This window comes from Bradyrhizobium iriomotense, from assembly GCF_030160715.1.
In the GTDB taxonomy this organism is placed as follows: Bacteria; Pseudomonadota; Alphaproteobacteria; order Rhizobiales; family Xanthobacteraceae; genus Bradyrhizobium; species Bradyrhizobium iriomotense.
This window is the reverse complement of sequence record NZ_BSOW01000022.1, coordinates 1-22581: the sequence shown is the minus strand read 5'-3', so window position 1 is coordinate 22581 and position 22581 is coordinate 1. Positions and strand designations below refer to the sequence as shown.

The 22581-nt window shown below is 61.9% G+C and carries 22 protein-coding genes and 1 pseudogene; 15 read left to right on the top strand and 8 right to left on the bottom strand.

Annotated elements, in window-relative coordinates; all coding sequences use genetic code 11:
• Positions 1-49 precede the first annotated feature (49 nt).
• Together QQL28_RS28220 and QQL28_RS28215 are read left to right on the top strand one after the other, a co-directional pair.
• The gene (locus QQL28_RS28220) at positions 50-940 is read left to right on the top strand and encodes a hypothetical protein (RefSeq protein WP_284270751.1); all 891 of its coding nucleotides are present in this window, start codon (positions 50-52) and stop codon (positions 938-940) included.
• A gap of 431 nt (positions 941-1371) precedes the next feature.
• A complete protein-coding gene (locus tag QQL28_RS28215) occupies positions 1372-2172 on the top strand; it encodes a Crp/Fnr family transcriptional regulator (protein WP_284270749.1) in 801 nt (266 codons plus the stop codon).
• Between the two features lie 283 nt (positions 2173-2455).
• On the opposite strand, the gene QQL28_RS28210 is transcribed toward QQL28_RS28215, so the two are convergent.
• Positions 2456-2914 (bottom strand): metallophosphoesterase family protein, encoded by a 459-nt coding sequence (locus tag QQL28_RS28210; RefSeq protein ID WP_284270747.1) that lies wholly within the window; start codon positions 2912-2914, stop codon positions 2456-2458.
• A 373-nt stretch (positions 2915-3287) separates the two neighbouring features.
• Here QQL28_RS28210 and QQL28_RS28205 point away from each other — a divergent pair, with 373 nt between their 5' ends.
• Together QQL28_RS28205 and QQL28_RS28200 are read left to right on the top strand one after the other, a co-directional pair.
• The gene (locus QQL28_RS28205; protein WP_284270745.1) at positions 3288-4544 is read left to right on the top strand and encodes an MFS transporter; all 1257 of its coding nucleotides are present in this window, start codon (positions 3288-3290) and stop codon (positions 4542-4544) included.
• A 413-nt stretch (positions 4545-4957) separates the two neighbouring features.
• Positions 4958-5188 carry a DUF1127 domain-containing protein gene (locus tag QQL28_RS28200; protein WP_284270743.1) on the top strand — a complete coding sequence of 77 codons (231 nt, stop codon included), beginning with the start codon at positions 4958-4960 and terminating at the stop codon, positions 5186-5188.
• 174 nt (positions 5189-5362) lie between these two features.
• Here QQL28_RS28200 and QQL28_RS28195 read toward each other — a convergent pair whose 3' ends face one another.
• The 4 genes from QQL28_RS28195 to QQL28_RS28180 all read right to left on the bottom strand — a co-directional run bounded on the left by QQL28_RS28195 (position 5363) and on the right by QQL28_RS28180 (position 9266).
• Positions 5363-6082 carry an SGNH/GDSL hydrolase family protein gene (locus tag QQL28_RS28195; protein ID WP_284270741.1) on the bottom strand — a complete coding sequence of 240 codons (720 nt, stop codon included), beginning with the start codon at positions 6080-6082 and terminating at the stop codon, positions 5363-5365.
• 164 nt (positions 6083-6246) lie between these two features.
• Positions 6247-7065: an ATP-binding cassette domain-containing protein gene (locus tag QQL28_RS28190; protein WP_431309652.1), complete on the bottom strand. Its 819-nt coding sequence runs from the start codon at positions 7063-7065 to the stop codon at positions 6247-6249.
• Entirely contained in the window at positions 7041-8123 is a 1083-nt protein-coding gene (locus tag QQL28_RS28185) for an ABC transporter permease (RefSeq protein ID WP_284270737.1), read from the bottom strand. Before QQL28_RS28185 ends, QQL28_RS28190 begins: the two co-directional genes overlap by 25 nt.
• Before the next feature lie 123 nt (positions 8124-8246).
• On the bottom strand, positions 8247-9266 hold the full coding sequence (locus QQL28_RS28180) for a sugar ABC transporter substrate-binding protein (protein WP_284270735.1): 1020 nt from the start codon (positions 9264-9266) through the stop codon (positions 8247-8249).
• A 166-nt stretch (positions 9267-9432) separates the two neighbouring features.
• On the opposite strand from QQL28_RS28180, the gene QQL28_RS28175 reads away from it, so the two are divergent.
• The 4 genes from QQL28_RS28175 to edd are packed head-to-tail and all read left to right on the top strand — an operon-like array spanning position 9433 to position 15101.
• On the top strand, positions 9433-10713 hold the full coding sequence (locus QQL28_RS28175; RefSeq protein WP_284270733.1) for an ROK family transcriptional regulator: 1281 nt from the start codon (positions 9433-9435) through the stop codon (positions 10711-10713).
• Between the two features lie 15 nt (positions 10714-10728).
• The gene (locus QQL28_RS28170) at positions 10729-11685 is read left to right on the top strand and encodes a carbohydrate kinase family protein (protein WP_284270731.1); all 957 of its coding nucleotides are present in this window, start codon (positions 10729-10731) and stop codon (positions 11683-11685) included.
• A gap of 58 nt (positions 11686-11743) precedes the next feature.
• Entirely contained in the window at positions 11744-13222 is a 1479-nt protein-coding gene (zwf, locus tag QQL28_RS28165; RefSeq protein ID WP_284270729.1) for a glucose-6-phosphate dehydrogenase, read from the top strand.
• Between the two features lie 49 nt (positions 13223-13271).
• The gene (gene edd / locus QQL28_RS28160) at positions 13272-15101 is read left to right on the top strand and encodes a phosphogluconate dehydratase (RefSeq protein ID WP_284270727.1); all 1830 of its coding nucleotides are present in this window, start codon (positions 13272-13274) and stop codon (positions 15099-15101) included.
• A gap of 14 nt (positions 15102-15115) precedes the next feature.
• On the opposite strand, the gene QQL28_RS28155 is transcribed toward edd, so the two are convergent.
• Positions 15116-16303 (bottom strand): CaiB/BaiF CoA transferase family protein, encoded by a 1188-nt coding sequence (locus QQL28_RS28155; protein ID WP_284270726.1) that lies wholly within the window; start codon positions 16301-16303, stop codon positions 15116-15118.
• A 179-nt stretch (positions 16304-16482) separates the two neighbouring features.
• On the opposite strand from QQL28_RS28155, the gene QQL28_RS28150 reads away from it, so the two are divergent.
• The 4 genes from QQL28_RS28150 (at position 16483) to QQL28_RS28135 (ending at position 18681) form a co-directional block, all read left to right on the top strand.
• Entirely contained in the window at positions 16483-17370 is an 888-nt protein-coding gene (locus QQL28_RS28150; RefSeq protein WP_284270724.1) for a VOC family protein, read from the top strand.
• A 102-nt stretch (positions 17371-17472) separates the two neighbouring features.
• Entirely contained in the window at positions 17473-17637 is a 165-nt protein-coding gene (locus QQL28_RS28145; RefSeq protein WP_284270723.1) for a hypothetical protein, read from the top strand.
• A gap of 306 nt (positions 17638-17943) precedes the next feature.
• Positions 17944-18261 carry a hypothetical protein gene (locus QQL28_RS28140; RefSeq protein WP_284270721.1) on the top strand — a complete coding sequence of 106 codons (318 nt, stop codon included), beginning with the start codon at positions 17944-17946 and terminating at the stop codon, positions 18259-18261.
• A 225-nt stretch (positions 18262-18486) separates the two neighbouring features.
• Positions 18487-18681 (top strand): hypothetical protein, encoded by a 195-nt coding sequence (locus QQL28_RS28135; protein WP_284270719.1) that lies wholly within the window; start codon positions 18487-18489, stop codon positions 18679-18681.
• On the opposite strand, the gene QQL28_RS28130 is transcribed toward QQL28_RS28135, so the two are convergent.
• The gene (locus QQL28_RS28130) at positions 18672-18830 is read right to left on the bottom strand and encodes a hypothetical protein (RefSeq protein WP_284270717.1); all 159 of its coding nucleotides are present in this window, start codon (positions 18828-18830) and stop codon (positions 18672-18674) included. The two genes, QQL28_RS28135 and QQL28_RS28130, sit on opposite strands and share 10 nt — an antisense overlap.
• A gap of 1242 nt (positions 18831-20072) precedes the next feature.
• On the opposite strand from QQL28_RS28130, the gene QQL28_RS28125 reads away from it, so the two are divergent.
• Complete coding sequence (locus QQL28_RS28125) at positions 20073-20783, top strand: hypothetical protein (protein WP_284270715.1); 711 nt, start codon at positions 20073-20075, stop codon at positions 20781-20783.
• A 395-nt stretch (positions 20784-21178) separates the two neighbouring features.
• On the opposite strand, the pseudogene QQL28_RS28120 reads toward QQL28_RS28125, so the two are convergent.
• Positions 21179-21410: pseudogene (locus QQL28_RS28120) on the bottom strand (transposase); the annotation flags it as partial.
• Between the two features lie 194 nt (positions 21411-21604).
• Here QQL28_RS28120 and QQL28_RS28115 point away from each other — a divergent pair.
• Both QQL28_RS28115 and QQL28_RS28110 read left to right on the top strand, forming a co-directional pair.
• Positions 21605-22258, top strand: a complete 654-nt coding sequence (locus QQL28_RS28115) for a hypothetical protein (RefSeq protein ID WP_284270713.1) — start codon at positions 21605-21607, stop codon at positions 22256-22258.
• A gap of 85 nt (positions 22259-22343) precedes the next feature.
• On the top strand, positions 22344-22581 hold a 238-nt coding region (locus tag QQL28_RS28110; RefSeq protein ID WP_284270711.1), incomplete at its 3' end, for a ParB N-terminal domain-containing protein.

Here is a 22581-nt window from a genome sequence, read left to right as displayed (position 1 = left end):
GCGATGGGCATTATTGTGGGTTAATAGCCAAAGGAGGCGCCCATGTCCGATGTCGTCGTGCAGATGCAGTCTGATCCAGACCAAAGACCGAGGGAAAACCCTGGTCAATGGACAATGCAGTGTCGCAACCTCGGACTATGTGATCAACGATCCAAAGTTCAATCGATTGCAATCGACACTGACTGACCTCTGCTATTTCATGCAGCGCGAAGGTGTCAGCATTCCGTCCGAAAAGGCGCACCTGCTTGTAATAGGTAAGATCGGCCGACTACGAAAACCGCGCTTCTGGTCGCGAGAGAGAGGTCGTGCGCCGACAGAAGCGGAGTGGGTTGCACTGGAAACCCGCCTTCAAGATCTGCACTCTTTGCTAGGCGAGCCGTGCAGGCGCGACTTTTATATTAGTCAGAGCAAACACCTGCTAATTCGGATGTCGCTGATCATCATGATAGTCGCCGTGGTATCGCTCATCGCAACCAGTTTAATAGGCAAAGATCGGCATTTGATTCCTTACTTCTTCTGGCTCATGGCACTGGGCGCTCTCGGCTCAATCGCTTACATCTCGATGAACGCATTATCGCTTCAAAAGAGCATCACGTTCGATATTGGAAATCAAAAGCTCCTTGTAATCCGGATCATGTTGGGCGCGATGTTTGGCCTCATCTTAGCATTGCCGTTCGGGTTCGGGGGGTTTGAACACTTCATTCAGACGCTTGATGCCATCAAAGCAACCACGTCAAGCGGTGCGACGACCGCAACTGACGCCAAGATGGCCGCAACGTTATCCGCAGAAGACGCCATGATGGCCGTAACGCTGTTGATGCCTTTTGTGTTTGGATTTAGTACGACCCTCGTACTGATCATCATCAATAGGCTTCTCGACGCAATTGGAGTCATTTTTGGGAAGCCACCAAACACGCAGTCTGACAATGTGTCGCATTAAGGCAGCGTGCCGCGGCGCTGGCCGCTGCAATCGCTGGATCAAGGTGAAGAACCCGAAACATCCAGCCTACCGCCGGGTGCAGGATCAGTTCTAAAGATCGTCCATGCGCTTCCCGACGTCGCGTCTGGTAAAACGGGACGATGCGACGGCGCGTTTGATGTCTGCTATGTCCCCAACAGCAGCGCTAACGTGGCCATTGCCAGAAGTCCGAGATGGGCCAGGAGCGGACTCACGCATCGCGGGTCGAAGCCAGCGGGAGCCATGTCCGGTGTGAGCGCGAATGCGCGACTGGCCACGCGCCTGCGATTGCCGAAGGCAACAGCGCCGGGTAAAACTGATCGTGGATCAATACCGCTTGTGCTCGTCAGACTTCGATTATCAGTATCTGCGAAGTTCGAAAAATAACCGACTGCTTTGCGTGGGGTGATCCGATGCGTTCCATTGCAGATCTTTCGACAATTCTAAACCGCATTCTTGATACGGCGGCGGATAATCTCAGGATCGCAAAGATTCTCGTTCAAATGGGGCTTGATCCCAACAACATCACCTACGACGCACTGTTTGATCGGCTGTTGGAAATTGTGTTGGCCAACATCACGCTCGCCAACTTGTTTGCTCTGGTCGGCGCAGTCTTCCTTGTCGCTACCTTGCTGATGCAGAGAATGGTGCCGCTGCGGGTCGCGAATATGGTCGGCTGTGCATTCTTCGCAATCTCTGGCGCGCTTTCCGAAAGCGTCGCCACCTTTCTGCTTTATCTGCTGTTGCTGCCGGTCAATGCCGTTCGTCTCGGTCAACTGCTCAGGCTCGTTAAGAAGGCACGTAATGCGATGCAAGGTGACATGTCGATGGAATGGCTCAAACCGTTCATGACCGAACGCAGATATCGCCATGGCGACCGATTATTCAGGAAGGGTGATCCGGCGACCGAAATGTTTCTCACCGTCACCGGGAAGTTTCTAGTCAAAGAAACCGGCGTCGAGTTTCCGCCAGGGCGTCTCATGGGAGAACTTGGCTTCCTTACGCCCAACAACCGACGAACCGCAACGGTCGAGTGCATAGAAGACGGACAAGTCCTGACTATAACTTATGAAAGGCTGCTTGAAATCTACTTTCAAAGTAATCAGCAATTCGGCTACTACATCCTTATCCTCACTAGTCAGCGTCTGCTGGAAAACAACCGTCGCCTCCAGGAAAACATCTCGCGGCTGGAATCAACTCTCGCACAAGAGTAAGCGGCCGCCGAGCATGTCATAGCTTAGAACCTTGGCTTTAACTGCTCCACCATTGGTGGCATCACTGTCACGCATTGCGGGTCTCGCGAGGTGGGGAGGGTTCCGCTATGGGTCAAAAGCGCCGTTGGTTCGCGCCCAACCATGTCCGGTCTAGCCCGGCAAGCGGACGAGTTGGCAGGATGGGTTGAGCTCTTCGCGAACCCGTCCTCGTCGGAAATGATTTGATGGATCTCGCTTCCGCCTTCGCTCTTCGAGCTACGGCGGACAAGTCGCTCAACCCATCCTAAAAACCCAGATCGTGGATGACGGGAGAAACGCCTCGCGCCGAAACGTCCAGCGTCGCAACCGTCACCGGCAGCTTGAAGCGGCGCGGGCCGGCGCTGCCGGGGTTCAGATAGAGCACTCCGTCTGCGGTGTTGAAGCCGGGCTGATGGGAATGTCCGGAGATCACGACGTCTATCCCGCAAGCGGCCGGCGTGATCCGGAGCGACTTCAGGTCATGCAGGACATGGAACGATCGGCCGCCAAGCTGCACGGTCACTGTTTCGGGGTAGCTGTTCGCCCAATCACCGACATCGATGTTGCCCCGGATGGCGGTGACGGGCGCGATGCGGCGAAGTCCGTCCAAAACGTCCGGCCGTCCGATGTCGCCGCCGTGGATGATGTGTGATACTCCGGCCAGGCACTGCACTGCCTCCGGCCGCAACAGGCCGTGAGTGTCCGAGATGATTCCAATGCGCATGTGCGTCGCCAAATGGGATCTCCGTTGCGCTAGCCGTGGCTACCGTCGTCTCGGCGCGGTTCGCACCTGTGGTCGGGCCGCCGCCCGTCAAGTCAAACGGCCCTTCCTTATGTGAGCTAGTTCATACGCTGTGTCCGTTGAGCAGGCTATGTTAGGTGACCGGTTGAGCGTTAGCCTCGCTTTGCCGCGCCGCCCGACGGGCGTTCCTCCCTAGACTAGGCCGATCGCTTCGAACAAGCGGAGCGATCGGCCCGTTTGCCGTGCGTGGCCTCCTACGCCGCGATCTGGAATAACGGGACTGTCTTTCCCGCAGTTGGCACCCTCCCCCCAATCGTGTAACCCCACCGAAAACCCTTGCCGGGACGGGACGCTCATGACTGCGGTGGCCACGGAGGAAGCGGGAGTTGGCACCCGCGCGCTGATCTTTGCGCTGATCGCGCTGGCCTGCGGCCACATGCTCTCGACCTTGCTGCGCACCATCCCCGCGGTCAGCCTCGACCTGATGGCGGCGGATTTCGGCATGAGGCCGCAGGCGCTGGCCAGCCTCACCTCGGTCTATCATTTCGCCTTTGCCGCTGCGCAGATCCCGGTCGGCGCGGCGATGGATCGCTTCGGCGTGCGGGTGGTGTCGCTCAGCCTGCTCGCGGGAACCGTGGTCGGCGCCACCGCTTCCGGCTTTGCGGCGGGGCCGGAAAGTTTTGCGTTCGGCCAATTGCTGCTGGGTGTTGCCACCTCCGGCATGCTGATGTGCCCGATGACGCTGGCTGCCAAGCAATTGTCGGCGGCGCGGTTCGGCCTGTGGTCGGGCGCTATCCTCTCGATCGGCAATATCGGCATGCTGCTGTCGTCGAGCCCGCTCGCCTTCGTGGTCGATCATTACGGCTGGCGCGCCGGGTTCTGGATCGCTGGGCTGGCCGGGATCCTGGTGGCGCTCGCCGTGTTCGCGCTGGTGCCGGACCAGCCGGCCGAGCACAAGGACGATTCTTCCGCCCTGTCGCAGATGATCGAGGTGCTGCGGCTCGGTTTCTCACGTCCCCTGCGCGGTTTGATCGCGCTCGCGCTGGTGTCGCTTGCGACCTCGCTGGTGCTGCGTGGCCTGTGGGGCGGGCCGTGGCTGATGGAGATCAAGGGCTTGTCGCGGGTCGAGGCCGGCAACCAGCTCGGCGCGTTCACGATCGCGATGATCGTCGGCCCGCTTTGCATCGGCATGGTCGATCGCAGTCTTGGCCGCCGCCGCGAGCTGGTTGCCGGCGCTCACCTCATTGCGGCATGTCTGCTCGCGCTGATGGCGCTCGGCGCGCCGCACTATGCGGTCTCTCTGCTGCTCGGCGTTCCCGTCATGCCGCCGCAATACGACCTCGTGCTGTTCGTGCTCATCGGCCTTGCAACCTCCGCGCAGCCGCTGCTGTTCGGCATGTCACGGCAACTGGTCGACGCGCAGGTTGCCGGCAAGGCGCTCGCCGCGGTCAACCTCGCCTTCTTCCTCGGCGCGGCCCTGATGCAGTCGACCACCGGCGCAGTGGCGGCGCTTGCGGGACTGCCGGCGGTGCTGCTGTTCATGGCAACGGCGCTGCTGATCGGCACGCTGATTTTTCTGGCCTATACGTCGCCAAGCCCGTCCGACGGGTAGAGTCCTTCGCGAAACCCATCGTCGCCGCAACGGACGCGATGGGTCTCGGCCTGCATGCTTTCGGCGAGGCAAATTGTCGCGAGCGTCGAAATTCTCTGCTGCGTGTGAACTCCCTCACAATGGGCACCGGGCGGCGCAAGCTAAGATCGTTGAGGGAGGTCGGCCTGCGAAATTTTCTGCGCAGGAGACTCCCATCAGAACGCTGTTCTGGATCGGAGCACTCGCGGTTGCCTTCGGCGTAACCGTTGCGGCATCTGCGCCTGCCTCCGTCAGATAGAAGCGTTGGCTGCGCGTTCCAGATTGATGGCGGAGCCAACCACGTTTCGATCAAAGCTGATCTTGAAGACTGCCCGCGAGCGAGGCGGCGGCGATGATGCGCGGGCCGGCTGCATTGCGAATCCGGAGATTGCGCCATGAGCACGACCTACAGTGCAACAGCGTACAGGCGGCTCGCTTCTGCCAGACGCATCGTCGGCTTGCTCGAAAGATATTGGGCGGCGTTTCAGGAGCAACGCAAACGCGCGCGGCTGCACGCCGCCTTGTCCGATCTGCCCGACCGGGAGCTGATGGACATCGGCATCTCGCGCGGGGAGATCGACTACGTCGCCGCGAACCCGAATATCGATCCGCGCGGCGCCCGATAGATTCCGGCGACGGTGATCTGACATCCGCAGCCTGCGGGGGCGAGACCAGCCCGGTCGGCTTCGACCGGAAGGGGCTGGCACAGCTTTCGCGCTAGAGCGCGATGAGATTGGGATGAATCGTCATCGCGCCTTAGGTTGGAATCTCAAATGCCCCAGGCTCTGACGTCACATCCGTCACGTCGTCGCGATCCCGCCCTTCCTGAGACGGTCGAGGATGACGTCGCGCAAAGCATAGGCGAGCGTGTTTGTCGCCCATTCGCTCTGATGCAGCCGCTTGTCGTCCGTGGGATTGACCATCTGATCGAATGAAAACTTGCCGATCTCGGACCAGCGCTGCATCAGGTCGAACCGCCGGAACAGGTTGACCTGCTTGTCGCTGGCCACGTCGGCGATGGCCTGAACCATCGCTTCGGTGGCGTTCTTGGTCGCCGGCGTGAGCATGGCCGGGAGATATTGCGGGTCCATCAGTACGATATCGATCGTTCCCTGCTTCTTCAGGAGATCAATCCCGCGCTTAAGCGCGTCGATCGTATCCTGCTGGGATGGAGGCTTGTCCGGCGCGCTCTGCCAGACGCAATTGGTGCCGATCTGCCAGATCACCAGGCAGGGATTCTCGGCGAGAACATCGCCTTCGATCCGGTCGCACTCCTTTGGCGCTTCCTCGCCACCGAGACCACGGTTGAGGACGTCGATCCTGCGGTTGCCAAGGCGGGGGCGCAGCAGCATTTCGAGGCGATGGGGATAGGGCGGGATGTCGCCCTCGCCTGCCGTCGAGGAGGAGCCGAGGGCCACCATCCTGATGGGGCCGGTGTTCCAGAGCCTGGCGACGAAATTCGGCAGATCATGCTGGAGCGGCAGCGGCCGGACCGGAATTTGCGGCGGATTGCTGTTCATGTTGCGACCTCGAATGCGTTCATGGACGCTGGTGAAGTTCGAGAACCAAGGTTACGCCAGCGGCTGGCCGACGGCACCACTGACGAACCACCCCAGGTTGTCATCGCAACCTGGCCGGTGTGCAACCGATGTACCGACGTATTCGATTTATCAACAGAGTTCCGTCACGCCGCCACTTCTACCGGTGCCCGCGCACCGGTCATGAAGGCGACCGCATCCGACATCGTATAGGCCTTGGGGTCGATCACCGTGAGCCGCCGACCGAGCCGGTGGATATGGATGCGATCGGCGATCTCGAACACGTGCGGCATGTTGTGGCTGATCAAGACCACCGAAACCCCTCGCCGTCGCACGTCCAGGATCAATTCCAGAACGCGGCGCGATTCCTTGACCCCGAGCGCCGCGGTCGGCTCGTCCATGATGACGACGCGCGAGCCGAAGGCCGCGGCCCTTGCCACCGCCACGCCCTGGCGTTGACCACCCGATAAGGTCTCGACGCGCTGGTTGATGCTCTGCACGGTCATGAGACCAAGCTCGGTGAGCTTCTCGCGCGCGATGCGCTGCATGGCCTTGCGATCGAGCATGCGGCAGATCGTGCCGAGCGGACCCGCCCGGCGCAGCTCGCGGCCGAGAAACATGTTGTCGGCGATCGACAGGCTCGGCGAGAGTGCAAGCGTCTGATAGACCGTCTCGATGCCGGCCGCCTGCGCGTCGAGCGGCGAGCGGAACGCGACTGGGCTGCCGGCCAGCCTGATCTCGCCGGCGTCCGGAACCAGCGCGCCCGAGAGCGCGCGGATCAGCGATGACTTTCCGGCGCCATTGTCTCCGATCACGGCCAGGATTTCGCCCTGATAGAGATCGAAGTCGGCGTGATCGAGCGCCGTGACGCGGCCATAGCGCTTGTTCAAGCCGCGGGCCTGGAGGAGCGGTGTTGCCCCGGGAACGTTCGGTCCTGCGCTCATGCCGACACCTTGCGAATCCATTGATCGAGAGCGACTGCGATGATGATCAGCCAGCCGACGGCGAATTCCTGCCAGAGCACGTCGACATCGGACAACGCGAGCCCGTTGCGGAATACGCCGACGATGAGGGCGCCGATCAGCGTGCCGATAATCGAGCCGCGCCCGCCGAACAGGCTGGCGCCACCGACGACCACCGCCGTGATGCTGTCCAGATTGGCCGTCTGGCCGGCTTGCGGGCTGATCGAGCCGATGCGCCCGATCAATGCCCACGCACCGAGCGAGCAGATCACGCCGGCGATCACATAGACGCTGAAGAGGATGCGGTCGGTTCGGATGCCGGAAAGCCGCGCCGCATCAGGATCATCGCCCACCGCGTAGAGATGGCGCCCGAAGGCCGTGCGATTCAGCACGAACCAGATCAATGCCACGAGACCGAGCATGAAGAAGGAGCCGTAAGTGAAGCGGGCGCCAAGGATATTCACCGGCGTTCCCAATGCCTGCAGCAACGGGGCGATTTTCGCGACCTCCTGCGAGCGGATGGTCTCGGACGCCGAATACCAAAGATTGAGCGCGAAGAAGATCGACCATGTCCCAAGCGTGACGATGAAGGGCGGCAGCTTGAGCCGGGTCACGAGCGCGCCGTTGAGCACGCCGCAGCCGGCGCCGGCGGCGACACCGGCAACGAGCGCGATTGGAGCCGGCAGTCCCATGGTGACCGCGAGCTTGCCCATGATGACGGAACACAGCACCATGATGGCGCCAACCGACAGATCGATGCCGGCGGTGATCACGATCAAGGTCTGCGCCGCCCCGATTACGCCGATGATCGTGACCTGCTGGATGATCAGCGACAGGTTGAACATCGACAGAAAGCGCGAGCCGACGGTAAAGCCGAACGCCGCAACGCTGAGCAGGAGCACGATCGCCGGCACCGCCGTCGGATTGGCGTGCAGGAAGTGCTGAAGCTTCTGTAGCGGCGATCTCGCACGGACCTCGAATTCGGCCACGCGGCTCTCGCCCTTGTCGAGCACAAGCTCGAAGGCCTGGGCAGCGGGGCGACTACTGCCGATATCGGTCATGGCCGTTTTCCTCGTTGCATGCGGAGACCTGCCCATCCAATCTCGGGCAAGCGTTCCCGGCTTTTTCTGGCGTCCGGATCGCGGGCGCCAGTTCTTGCCAGCGGCTACAATTCAAGGGTGCGATCAGCCCCAGCACTTCTTCAAGGCGGCGGCGCTGTCGATCGACGGCATCTCGCCGGCCGGCTTGTCGGTGACGAGCTCGACGCCGGTGTTGACGAAGTCGAGACCGGGCGACGCCTTCGGCTTGCCGCCGCCGGAGGCGAAGGCCTTCACCGCCTCGACACCCTTCGCCGCCATCAGCAGCGGGAACTGCATGGAGGTTGCACCGATGACGCCGTCCTTCACGTTGCGCACGCCGGGGCAACCGCCGTCGACCGACACGATCAGCACGTCCTTGTCACGGCCGACCGAGCGCAGGGCCTCATAGGCTCCCGCTGCCGCAGGCTCGTTGATGGTATAGACGAGCGAGATGCCGGGATCCTTCTGCAGCAAATTCTCCATCGCCTTGCGGCCGCCCTCCTCGCTGCCGAGCGTCACGTCATGGCCGACGATGCGCGCATCCTTCTCGTCGCCGATCTTGGCGGGGTTGCCGAGGTCAATGCCGAAGCCTTTCAGAAAACCCTGATCGCGGGCGACGTCGACCGAGATCTGGTTCACGTTCAGGTCCAGCAGCGCGATCTTCGCCGACGCCGCCTTGGCGCCCAGCGTCTTGGCGGCCCACTGGCCGATCAACTGACCCGCCATGAAATTGTCGGTGGCAAACGTCGCATCCGCCGCATTCGCCGGATCTAGCGGCGTGTCGAGGGCAATGACCAGAATGCCCGCGGCCCGTGCCTTCTCGACGGCCGGAACGATGGCGCGCGAGTCGTTCGGCGTGATCAGGATGCCTTTGGCGCCGGCGGCGATCAGGTTCTCAATGGCAGCGACCTGGCTCTCATTGTCGCCGTCGACCTTGCCGGCGAAGGACCGCAGCTCGACATCATTGGCCTTGGCCGCCTCTTCGGCGCCAGCCTTCATCTTCACGAAGAACGGATTGGTGTTGGTCTTGGTGATGAGCCCGACGATCGGCTTGTCGGCCGCGAAAGCGCTGGTGGCGCCCAAAGTCAGCGCAAGTGCCGCGAATAGTCCGAATGACTGACGCATGTATTCCCTCCTGGAGCATTTGTTGCCTGCGCGGTTCGTCCCGCGTGTTGGATGATCCTAAGAGGACATGAACGGCCGTGTCAATAAATAAATCATTCCGACTTATTAATTGACACTCACCTTCGACTGCGTTCATTGTAGAGATTGACCGCCCTGGGAACCGAACTTGCTGGGAAAATGGCCCAAGGCGTTTGTGGAGCCGAGGATGGAAGAAACAGCACCCGCCGGAGCAACTAACCCGTCGGTGGTCTTGCCGGGCGGGAGCCGCGGCAGCACCCAGACGGGCATGCGGCTTTATAACGAGCGCCTGATCCTCTCCCTCATCCGGCGCCACCGCAGTCTCGCCAAGGTCGAGATCGCGCGCCTGACTGGTCTTTCGACCCAAACGACGACGGTGATCATCAATCGGTTGGAAGCCGATGGCTTGGTGCTCGCAGGCGAACCGCAACGAGGCCGCATCGGCCAACCTTCCGTCCCCTACTCGCTCAACCCGGCCGGCGCGTTTGGTCTCGGTCTGATGATCGGCCGGCGCAGCTCCGATCTGGTGTTGATGGACTTCACCGCCGGCATCCGCGCCAGACGCCGCACGATTTATTCGTTCCCGGTGCCCGAAGACATCATGGCATTTGCGGAGCGCGAGATGCCGAGTCTGCTCGCCGAATTGCCCGAAGCCCAGCACGGCAGGATCAGCGGCCTTGGCGTTGCGATGCCATTCGAGCTGTGGAACTGGGAAGCCGATCTGCAAACGCCGCCCGGCGTGCTCGGCAAGTGGCGTGACTTCAACGTCGCCGCTGAACTCTCGCGCCGCTTCGGCCCTTGGCCGGTGCACGTCTGCAACGACGCGACTTCGGCATGTGCGGCCGAACTCACCTTCGGGGCCGGCGCGGCCTATCGGGATTTCGCCTACTTCTACATTGGCGCCTTCATCGGCGGCGGCATCGTTCTGAACGGCAGCCTCTTCCCGGGTCGTAGCGGCAATGCCGGCGCGCTCGGCTCCATGCCGATCATGCGACGGGAGGACAACGGAGAGACAAGCGTTCAGCAACTGATCCGCACCGCCTCCATCTATCAGCTGGAGCGGCGGCTGATCGCTGCCGGTCGACCTGGCACCGATATCTGGCTCTCGCCCGAGGACTGGTCGAGCTTCGAGGAGCCGCTCGATGCGTGGGTTACGGCAGCAGCCGAGGCCCTGGCGCAGGCCATCGCCGCATTGCTGGCGGTGATCGACTTCGAAGCCGTCATCATCGACGGCGCCTTTCCGCTCGATGTGCGCCGTCGCCTCGTCGCGCGCACGAACGAGCATTGGGCCCGCATGGACCGGCAGGGCCTCACCGACGCTGTGGTGGTGGAAGGCTCGATCGGGCGTGATGCACGCGCGATCGGCGGGGCGGCCTTGCCGCTGCTCGCAGCGTTCGCGCGCGATCACGACGTGCTGTTTAGGGATTGAGCAGGGTCGCGCATCATGATTCTTGTCTGCGGCGAAGCCCTGATCGATCTGTTTGTGAGCGCGCCCGGCCGGTCGGAAATGGCGGCCCGTGCCGTTGCTGGTGGCTCACCCTTCAATGTCGCTATTGGTCTTGCCCGGCTTGGCGTTCGAACGGCCTTCCTGAGCGGCATCTCGCGCGATCATTTCGGCGCGTTCCTCGCGGACAGGCTGGCTCGCGAAGGCGTGGATGACGGCTTTCTCGTGCGCACCGACCGGCTGTCCACGATTTCGATCGTGGCGACGACCGACGACGGTCAACCGAACTACGCCTTCCATGGCGAGGGTGCAGCAGATCGTTCGCTCGGGCTTGCCCACCTGCCCGGCACGCTGCCGGACGATATTGAGGCTCTGGCCTTTGGCTCTTATTCGATGGCTGTCGAGCCGGTCGGCACCACCTTTGCCGCGCTCGCCGAGCGCGAGCATGGACGCCGCGTCATCAGCGTCGATGCGAATGTCCGTCCGACCGTCGTCAGCGATATGAAAAGCTGGGCCGTCGCGGCGGAACGCTTCTACAGGACAGCCACGATGATCAAGGCGAGCGACGAGGATGTTCGCGTTGCGTGGGGCGGTCACCTCTCGATTGCCGATGCGGCCGCCTACTGGCTCGACTGTGGCGCGCGCCTCGTGGTGATAACCGAGGGCGCGAAGGGAGCAACCGCCTTCTCTGCCACGGGCAGCGTCTCGGTGCCCGGTCGTTCCGTGGTCGTGCGCGACACCGTGGGTGCCGGCGACACGTTCCACGCCGCGCTGCTCGCGCAGCTTGCGAAGACCGGCAGGCTCCATACCGAGGCCATCGCGGCGCTCGAGCTGCCCGCAATCCGCGAGTTGCTCGCTTACGCAACGGCTGCCGCCGCCATCACGGTTTCACGCGATGGTGCCGACCTGCCGACCACCGCCGACATCGATGCCAGTACGGAGCCATGCCATGCTTGACAGAGTGACGGACGCAACGCGGCACATCAGAGGGGATCGAATTGAGAAAGGCTCGCGTATGACCAGCCGCGTGATTCCCGTGGCTCCCTTCGTCCTGACCGTCTTCGGAGCGACGGGCGATCTTGCGTGCCGCAAGCTGTTGCCGGCGCTGTTTCGTCGCGATTTTGCGGGCCAGCTGCCGGACGCAGCGACCATAATCGGCGTCGCGCGCGCAGCGATGTCACGGGATGATTTCCTCGCCATGGTACACGCGGCGATCACAAAGTATGTGCCGGCATCGGAAACCACGGGGCCCGAACTCGACCGCTTCCTGGCCCGTATCTCCTACATGGCTGCCGATGCAGAAGGCGAGACTGGGTGGACCGAGTTCGCAGCCGCCCTGTCGGCCTACGCCGAACACATTCACGTCCATTATCTGGCGACGGCACCGCATCTGTTCGGCCCGATCTGCGAAAGGCTCGGTCGCTACGGCCTTTCAAAAGGCGATTCCCGCATCGTTATCGAGAAGCCGATCGGCAAGGATCTCGAGTCCGCAATCCGGCTCAATCAAACCGTCGGCATGATTTTTCCGGAGGAGCGCGTCTACCGGATCGATCACTATCTCGGCAAGGAGACGGTGCAGAATCTGATGGCGCTGCGGTTCGCCAACGCGCTGTTCGAGCCGCTGTGGAATGCCGCCCACATCGACCATGTGCAAATTACGGTCGCCGAATCCATCGGCGTGGAGGAACGCGGCCCTTACTACGACAAGTCCGGCGCCCTGCGCGACATGGTGCAGAACCATCTTCTGCAGCTGCTCTGTCTGGTGGCGATGGAGCCGCCGCATTCGCTCGAAGCCGATGCCGTGCGCGACGAGAAGCTCAAGATCCTGAAATCGCTCGAACGGATTGACGAAACAAACGCGGCATTCGTGACCGTGCCGGGTCAATACCGCGCCGGCGCCTGCGACGGCATCGCTGTTCCCGGTTATGCGGAGGAGATCACCGATCGCGCAAGCTCGACCGAGACCTTCGTTGCGCTCAAGGCGGCCGTTGCGAATTGGCGCTGGACCGGGGTTCCCTTCTACCTGCGCACCGGAAAGCGGTTGCAGCAGCGCAGTTCCGAGATCGTCGTGACCTTCAGGAAAGTTCCGCATTCGATCTTCAATTCGAATTCGGGAAAGGCTGTGCAGACGCGGCTCGTGATCCGCCTGCAGCCCGACGAGGGAATCAAGCTCTGGCTCATGATCAAGGAGCCCGGACCGGGCGGCATGCGGCTGCAATATGTCCCCCTCGACATGAGCTTTGCGGAAGCATTCGACGTCTCGGTGCCGGACGCTTACGAACGGTTGTTGATGGATGTAGTCCGCGGAGACGCGACCTTGTTCATGCGCCGGGATGAAGTCGAGGCGGCATGGCGCTGGATTGACCCGATCCGTCAGGCGTGGAGCCAGATGAATGAAATCCCGCGCCCCTATGTTGCCGGCAGCTGGGGCCCCTCCGCCGCCATCGCGCTGATCGAACGCGACAGCCGAACATGGATGGAGGACGCCCCGTGACCGCGGAGCAGCTTATCGCCGATGACCAGTCCGCAATCAGGAGGCTTGTATGACGATCGAAGCAAAGGTCAATGCGCGGGTCGCCGAAGTGACGGATCGCATCGCTCGGCGCAGTCACGACAGCCGAGCACGCTACCTCGACCGCATTGCGAACGCGGCGAGCATGCCGGTGCGGCGGCGGCTGGGATGCGCCAACCAGGCCCACGCCTTCGCGGCTTGCGGGGGGCACGACAAGAAGCGGATGCAGGATGGCCACGTTCCCAGCCTCGGCATCGTCACGGCCTACAACGATATGCTCTCGGCACACCAGCCCTACGAGCGTTTCCCTGAACTCATCCGACAGAGCGCGCGTGCAGCGGGTGGTGTGGCCCAGGTCGCGGGCGGCGTTCCGGCGATGTGCGACGGCATCACGCAAGGCGAAGCAGGAATGGAGCTCTCGCTGTTCTCGCGCGAGGTCATCGCCCTGTCCACCGCAGTCGCGTTGTCGCATCAGACCTTCGACGCCGCGGTGTTCCTCGGCATTTGCGACAAGATCGTGCCGGGTCTCGTTATCGGCGCGCTCTCATTCGGGCATTTGCCTGCGGTCTTCATTCCGTCGGGGCCGATGACCTCGGGCCTGGCCAACAACGAAAAAGCGAAGATCCGACAGGCCTACGCGGAAGGAAAGCTCGGTCGCGAAGCTCTGCTGGAAGCGGAGGCGAAGGCCTATCACGGCGCGGGGACGTGCACGTTCTATGGGACGGCCAACACCAACCAGATGCTGATGGAGATCATGGGCCTTCAGCTGCCGGGCGCTTCTTTCGTGAACCCGAACACGCCTTTGCGCGATGCGCTGACTTGCGCGGCGACCGAGCGGGCGCTGGACATCACCTCGCTCGGCAATCAATACATCGCGATCGGGCGCGTGCTCGACGAGCGCGCTTTCGTCAACGGCATCGTGGGGCTGCACGCCACGGGCGGCTCGACCAATCTGACGCTGCATCTGGTTGCCATGGCTGCGGCGGCCGGCGTCATCCTGACCTGGGACGATTTCGCCGACCTCGCGCAGGTGACGCCATTGATCGCGCGGATCTATCCCAACGGCTCCGCAGACGTGAATCATTTTCATGCCGCCGGCGGAATGAGCTTCTTGATCCGGGAATTGCTTGCCGCCGGGTTCCTGCACCGCGACGTCTTGACCGTTTGCGGCGCCGGACTCGATGCGTACCTGCAAGAGCCGCAGCTCGATGCCGAGGGCACGTTGACGTGGCGCGACGGACCGACTGCAAGCGGCGATGCTGCCGTGCTTCGCGGCGTCGCTGACCCGTTCCAGGCAACCGGCGGCCTTCAGCTTCTGAACGGCAATCTCGGGCGCGCGGTCGTCAAGACATCTGCGGTCGCACCGCAACGCCATGTCATCGAAGCGCCGGCTCGCGTCTTCCACTCCCAGGAGGATCTGCAACAGACCTTCGCCGCAGGTGAACTCGCGGGTGATGTGGTCGCGGTGGTGCGCTTCCAGGGTCCGAAGGCGAACGGCATGCCGGAGCTGCACAAGCTGATGCCGCTCCTTGGCGTGCTTCAGGATCGCGGGCACAGAGTCGCGCTTGTCACGGATGGGCGGCTTTCGGGCGCCTCAGGCAAGGTTCCCGCGGCCATCCACGTCACCCCTGAAGCGGCCGATGGCGGCGCGATTGCGCGGATTCGCGATGGCGACCTCGTTCGGCTCGACGCCGTCACCGGTCAGCTCGACGTGCTCGTCGCCCCGAGCGAGTGGGCCGAGCGAGCCTGCGCGCAAGCCGATCTCTCCACGGCGCATGTCGGGATCGGCCGTGAACTCTTCGGCTTCTTCCGCGGGCGCGTCAGTTGCGCAGATCGCGGCGCAAGCGTTTTTGTGTCGTAGATGCAAGGGCTGGGCTAGATGATGCCGCCTTGCCGAAGCGCCGCAATCGCAGCCGGGTCATAGCCGAGCTCGGCCAGGACAAGTTCGGTATGCTCGCCGAGCGTCGGCGGACGCGTCGCGATTTCACCGGGCGTTTCCGACAGCCGGACGGCGGCGCGTGCGACCGGTGCGGATTTCGGCAAGCCCGGATAATCGACGTCGCGCAGGAAGCCAGCGGCGCGGATGTGGGGATGATCCAGCGCCTGTTGCGGGCTCAGGACGGGCCCGGTCGGAATCATAGCATTGCCCAGCGTGTCGACGGCTTCCTGCGTGGTGCGTTCGGCGCACCAGCGCGCCATCCGCTCACTGATGACGGGGCCGTTGTTGCCGCGGCTGATGTCGTCGGCGAAGCGCGGATCGTTCAGCCACTGGTCCTCCTCGCCCATCAGCTTCGCCCAGCGCTTGAACAGCGGGTGACCCGTGACCTGGCACAGCACCCAGCCATCCTTGGTGCGGTAGATGTCGGCTGGCGCGGCGGTCTGGCCGAGATTGCCGGTCGGAACGCGATTGACGTTGATGACCGCCTGCTCGATCAGCGTGGCATTGGTGAAGGACAGCGCGGTTGCAAGCAACGCGCCCTCGACGATCTGCCCGCGCCCGGATTTGCCGCGCTCGATCAGCGCGGCGAGCGTCCCGAACGCGCAATGTAGCGCCGTTCCGAAATCAACCCAGTTGACCGCGGCGCGGTAAGGCGGATCGCCGGCGCCGGTCATGTACACCGAGCCCGACATGACCTGCCCCACACCGTCGAAACCGACGCGGTCGGACCAGGGGCCCGGCCCGCCGAACGCGGTTGCCGTCGTCAGGATGATGTCCGGCTTGCTCGCCTTGAGCGAGTCGTAGTCGAGCTTCATCGCGCGCAGGGTCTGTGGCGGCAGGTTGGCGACGACCACGTCTGCGGTCGCGACCAGACGACGCATCACCTCCTGCCCTTCCGGCTTCATCGGATCGAGCGTGATGCATTTCTTGTTGCGATTGATCTGGAGAAACAGCGCGCCTTCACCGCCCTCGCCGACCGGCGCCACGAAGCGATCCTCACTGCCGTCGCGCTTTTCCACGCGAATGACCTCAGCGCCGAATTCGGCCAGCAATGTCGCGCAATATGGCCCTGCGATATAGCGCCCGAAATCGAGGACGCGCACGCCTTCCAGAACTCCCCCCATCGATGTCTTCCCTTGCGTTTTTCCCGTATGTTTTTGTCAGATTACAGGGACTGGCTGCCGCGGCAAGGCGGCAACAGACATCATGCGTTGCCTCCAAGATTTGATCGGCCGGCCGTTTCGGCTGGCGGAAATTCTGCTCTAGTATCACTGGTCCGTCATCCGTACCCAGAGCCGCATCCATGACTCAACAATTCGACCGGTCCGCTGAGGATCTCGGCAATGCGATCCATCTCGAGCACGTCAACGTCCAGGTCCCGGATCAGCGCCTCGCCACCTTATTCTACGTCACGGGACTGGGGCTCACCCGCGACCCCTATCTGATGGTGTCCGACACCAACATGTGGATCAATGCCGGTCAGAGCCAGTTTCATTTGCCGAGCGGCAAGCCGCAGGTACTGCGCGGTCACGTCGGGCTGGTCATCGCGGGCCGCGAGGCGCTGCTGGCGCGATTGGCGTCGGTCGCCAAAAAGCTCGAGGGCACGGCGTTCGCCTTCGCCGAGCACAACGACTACGTCGAGGCGACCTGTCCGTGGGGCAATCGCCTGCGCTGCCATGAGCCGGACGCGGCACGCTTCGGGCGCATCGCGCTCGGCATCCCCTATGTCGAGTTCGAAGTGCCGGCCGGATCCGCGCCTGGAATTTGCGCCTTCTATCCGGCGATCATGGGCATGCCCGCCTGCTTGCGGAACGGCGGCGGCCAGGTTGCCGCCGTAAAAACGGGCCGCGGCCAGCATCTGCTGTTCCGCGAGACCGATCGGCCCCGGCCGGACTATGACGGCCACCATGTGCAGATGTACGTCAGCGACTTCTCCGGTCCATACCGCAGGCTGCTCGCGCGAAACCTCGTCTCCCGCGAGGACAATCAATACCAGTACCGCTTTTGCGACATCGTCGATCTCGATAGCGGAAAGCCGCTCTTCACGGTCGAGCACGAGGTACGTAGCGCGACCCACCCGATGTTCATGCGACCGATGGTCAACCGCAATCCGGCGCTGACCAACCGCAACTACGCGTTCGGCCACGATCAATCGCTCTGGGCGATGGGACCGGACCAATACGAGGGATAGGGAGCGGAAGGATGATGTCCCCGCCCGGAGGCCACCCGTAAATTTCCCAAGTGTTGGCCACCGGGCTCACTGGTTTAACTGGTGCTCGTCGAGCACCGCACCATGAAGACACCGAAGCCAAAGCAATGGGCCGAGCAGGAAGTCCGGCGATTGGTCAAACTCGCCCGGCAGGGTGTTGGTGCATCGAAGATTGCCGCCGAACTGGGCCGTCATGCCGGCTCGGTGAGGCGAATGGCGCGGACGGTGGGAATATTGTTGAAGAAGTAGCCGTCGCGGGCAGGCGCGAAAGGTCAGGATCGCTGCGCCACAACTTTGGTTGGCTCGCGTCTTATGGCGCGCTGCAAGTAGCCGCCGTCCGCGCGTGCAAATGTCCCCGACAAGTAGCCGCAGATGTGCCAGCGGGATTTCAGCCTGCAAGGCGCGGGCGTCCAAGCCATTCGACGTCGATAGAGCACCCGACCTATTGCAGCGCAATGCGCGCTATCGGCTACAGCTAACCCTTTATATCCATGGCTTTCTCTCCGCAAAGGCTCAAAGTTCCCAGCATCAACTTAAAGCGCTGGCGGAGCCCCCATGAGTCGCTCACCCTCTATTGTGCCGCATGCGTCAGTCAACCACGACATCTATCTCGTGCTTGAAGACTTCGGCGGCCGGCTCGGGTGTGCCTGGTGCGAGACTGCCGAAGAGGACGCAAATCGCGCAACGCTGATGCGGCACCTGGTCGAGGGCCAATACGAACATCCCATCCGCATCGTTGCCTTCAATCCGATAGAGGGATGGTCGCGCGATGTGACTGCGGACATCGCTGATGAGATTCGCCGCCGCTACGTCGAACTCGACGACGTAGCACCATCTCTGCTGGAGTTTCTGGACAGAATGGCCCGCCACTGATGCGGTGCCCGCGCGTCCGCCGGTCCGCGTAGTGGCGCGCGGCCTTTCGGCGGTATTGGATGCGGGCCCGCGATTTCGTCAAGACAACCCGTGCAGCACGACTTTGCTCTGATCGAGTCTCTTGCGCCTGCAAGCATGTCAAAAAACATTCGTGTTTGAGGACTTCCTCAAGAAGCATGGGTCGGTATACTGACCCAATTGCAATATCGTTTTTTGGGGACGACCATGTTGGATGATGAATTTAACAAGCAACGCGCGAAGATATTGCGCGATCTCGCAGAGCAAGCTGATCCCTTCATCAAGAGCCGTCTTCTGAAGCTGGTGGAGCGCTACGAACCCAAGCGACGTGCCGCGCCAATTGACCAACAATTTTCAAGCCAGGCTTCAGCGGGACATCGAACATCGCGACATCACTTCTGACTGATCGTCGAGGGCAGTCGCTCTTGAAGCCGTTCAAAAAATAACTGGCGTTCGAGAGCAAGAGGGTAGACACTCCGATCGACCAGCATCACGTCAGCCGTAAATTCGAAAGTCGCGAATTCGCCATCCACGCGTTGGAGCAGCGTCATGCGATACGCTTTTGGGCAGACAGTCTCTCCTCAAGACCAGCTCTCGAAAGTCGCGCAGGAGAGCCGTGAGCGCGCGAAAACGATGCCTGCCGGCAAGGAGAGAGAAGAGCTTCAGAGGAAGGCGAGCCAGGCCGACACGGCAGCCCGCATCGATGAGTGGGTCAATTCTCCCGGGCTCCGACGCCCAACTTAGTCAGATCAGATCGAATCATGACTGCTTGCGGCTGGGGTCTCCAGGCCCCCGCCATCGCCGGGCCCTTTCGCGCGATCAAGGATTTGAGCTTGTTGACGGCACGGATGGCGATGCCGAACGGGAATGGAAATTACCTAGGAAAAATGAGCGCGGCCGAATCATGCAGCGCGTCTCTTGGCTTAATCGCGGACCCGGCGTAGCATCAGACTCCCACTTCGGCGGATAGAACCAATGCATCGCGTATTTCTGGTCTGCGTTGCCTTCATCTGCTTTTCGGCCGCCCTTCTTGTCCGTTCCTCTGACGCGAATGCGGTGTTTTGGCGCGGCATAACCGCGCCGACAGATATCGACATTCACGGATGGCCGATCATCAAAGAGCCGCCCCCTAGTCCATGCCAGTGGATACGGGTCAGCGGCGGCTACTGGGTCCGGCAGTGCCTTCGCTAGGCCGACACAGCCTGCGTCCGGCCGCGCTCTAGTCCACCAATATCAGTGCGAGCAGACCGGAGCTGAGCAGAACGACGCCCGCGAGCGTAACCGCCAAGAAGGCGAGGGATGTAAATTCTTCACGCATGTACATATGGCCAAGGAACTCACCACGCTCCAACCATCACAAGGGTAGCGATGCTCAAGGCCGAGCAGCACAGAATGATGACTGGCGCGACTAAACTTTGGTGAGACCGCATTGCTGGCTCTCCGAGTTAGAAACGTGCTACATAATAGGTCGACCGTGTTTTGCCGTGACGTCGTGGTTGCTGGAAAGTGGTTTCAACCCGAGGTCATTTGTTTCGTCCTCGCGCGGGCGAATGAAGTCTCTTCACGGGGCCGCGAACGCGAAACAGTCTGCTGTCTTGTCCTCAATTGACATAGGGCTCGCTTGTCGGCACGGTTTGCATATGCGCAGCGTGCAAAACGACCGTCTGATTTGATGCCCCGGGCGGAACAACCTTTGAAGTTAATAGATGGCTCCATCGAGGACGGATACCGGCCGGCTTAATCACCAGGGAGATCCGTCCCGCACTCATCCGCAGGCCGCCGCTCATCCACCGGTGGACGATCACGCCGACGAGCACCGCGAGCCACAGCCACGCACCACCGGTCAAGGCAACCGTGCGCCCATCATTCAGCCGCCCCAGGAGGGCTCCGCCTTGTCATCCGCGCACTTCGGCGCCGGGCTGGAGGAGTCCGGACGTGTGGCCGCAATAGCGAATTGGATGCGGCGGGGACGCCGCATCTGGCGCGGCCACCTCCAGCGCGACCAACTCCCCGAGGCGACCGGAGGGTCGATGGCAAACATCGAGCGCTGGTTGCTCGCATTGCTGAGCGTTCTCGTCATCGTGAGTTGCGTCTGCGCGGCTATTGTCTTCACGCAGGTCACATCGCTCAAGGCTGAGATCGCTACGCTGCAACGCGAGATCATCGCGCTCAAGCTGCGCGTAGCCAGGCTCGATCAGATCGCAAGCGCCAATGAAGCCCCCAAGCCGCCGGCCGCGAATCGTCCTGACCAGGATGTTCTCACCCTATCGCGCGAAGAGCTTCAGCTGATCCGCGACTATATCAAGCCGGCTCCAAATGCGGGCTCCGCGACTGAATCGATCAAGGTCGGCGATCCCGTCACGGGAGAGACCATCCCCTTCCCGTCTCCGGTCACGGACAAGGTGCGCAAACTGCTCGGCGCGAGATTCACCATTCGCAACGGCGTCATCGTCATTACCCGAAACGGCAGCAACCGCGCTGATGTTGTGATCGGGCCGAATTGACCCCGCAGATGGCCGGCGTGCCCGCGCCCGGCTCAAGCGGAATCCAAAAGGCACGTTGAAGGCTCAAGCCAGAGGCCAACCATCATTTCCCTGCGAACAGGGAAATTTGCAGGGAAAAATGGCCTATTGGAGGGACCGCCTAGCAAAGAGTGTTGACGAGAAGTATCTGAGAATCCTTGGAAATCCGAAGCGCCGCGGCGCTATGCGCCCAAATCGGAACAGGGAATTTGCGGTGGCGAACAGGGAATCCATTCTCCGGGAGCACGGAAAAAGGGTAAGCGTCCATATCTCGCCACACTTTTCCTTGTGGTTCCGCCGGTGCGATTCTGTTCTCGGAGAGCGAGATGGTGGACGAGAGCGGAGCGTGGACGCGTCAGAGGGAAGCTTTGTGACGGGCCCTTCCGCAACTTGGGGATACGAAGTTCGAGCGTGAGGGAGCGGGTCTCCCAGAATCCGGTCGGGGTAGCCGTTGCGCTGGGCCAGACGTTCGGGCTTCTTCTCGCCATAGGTCGCCCCGGTCTGGCCTTCGACTTCCAGCTCCATCAGCCGCTGGGGGCAAGGCCGGTCATCTCGCGCAACAGAATCAGCCTCACGGGTCTTCTCCGCGAGGGTGCGCAGGTTCATCATGGTTCCCGTTGCCTTAGCGTGTCGCAATCGATCCCACCGGCCGGTGACCACCGCAAAGCCGCCCGCCCGCTACGGTTCTCTTTGGGGCGCGCGTACGGCTTGCTCTACCGAGTCACCGGGAGACGGCCTAAATAGCCTCTCTGATTTAAGAATTCCGTGCGGAACTACACGCGCCAGCCTTGGAGTTTTCGCAATTGCCCGCCCGCAAACTCGTGCTTGATTTCCAGAACCAGAGTTTCTTCGAATGCGGAGCCACACTGTTAGCCGTCCTCGCTTTTCCGTCCGCGACTGATGTCGTACTCGCCGAAATCGTCGCGTCAATCTGCTCCGAATATCTACGGACAAGGTTCGAACAGTCCGACAATCTAGACGAGCTCGTGAAGGCCAGGTACGCGTTCCGCGACAAACGAAGGATCAAAAGAGACCTGAGGACTCTAGACCGCGCGATACGCGACCGCATGGCCGCGGCGCACGTCGCTGTTGCGCTACTGCAGAATGCCATCGGTCACCGCCCCAACCTCCCCGGTAGCGTGAAGCGCCTTTCGCTCAACCAACTTTCCGAGTTCGCCATGGGCGATGCGAACCAAAGTAGCCCGGAAAACTTCGAGACCAGGATCTGGCGGCCGAGCTTACCAGTGATTCACGTCGCGGCTGCGTTCGCCGTCGCAATCAGCGATCGGGAGCGAGCCGGCGAAAAGCGGACCGCATACGGCAACCTGATCGCCGATGCGGAACTTGTGGGCAACGTTGTCAACTACATTGAGAAGTTTAAAAACATCATTGATAACAACAACTTAAAGATTGATCGCAGAAAGCTGATATCGATCCGGATCACCCCTCCTCAGTAGCTTCATAATTTTCGTCAGTTTGTGAACTCGATACCTGAGGTCGAACGGACGCACCCTCGCCTTCCCTATTTGCGAGGAAACGCCCATGACTAACTCTTCGAACGCCGGTCGACGCAGCGCGGAGACCAATGCCGGCTTGGTCGAGATTCAGATTCAGTATCGTCCCGTGGGAGATCTCGTTCTGGATCCCCGCAACCCGCGACAGCACTCTCAAACTCAGGTCAATCTGATCGCGGACAGCATCCGCGAATTTGGGTTCGTCATGCCGATCGTGGTTGACGACACCCGGCAGGTGGTGATCGGGCACGGCCGGGTGCTCGCAG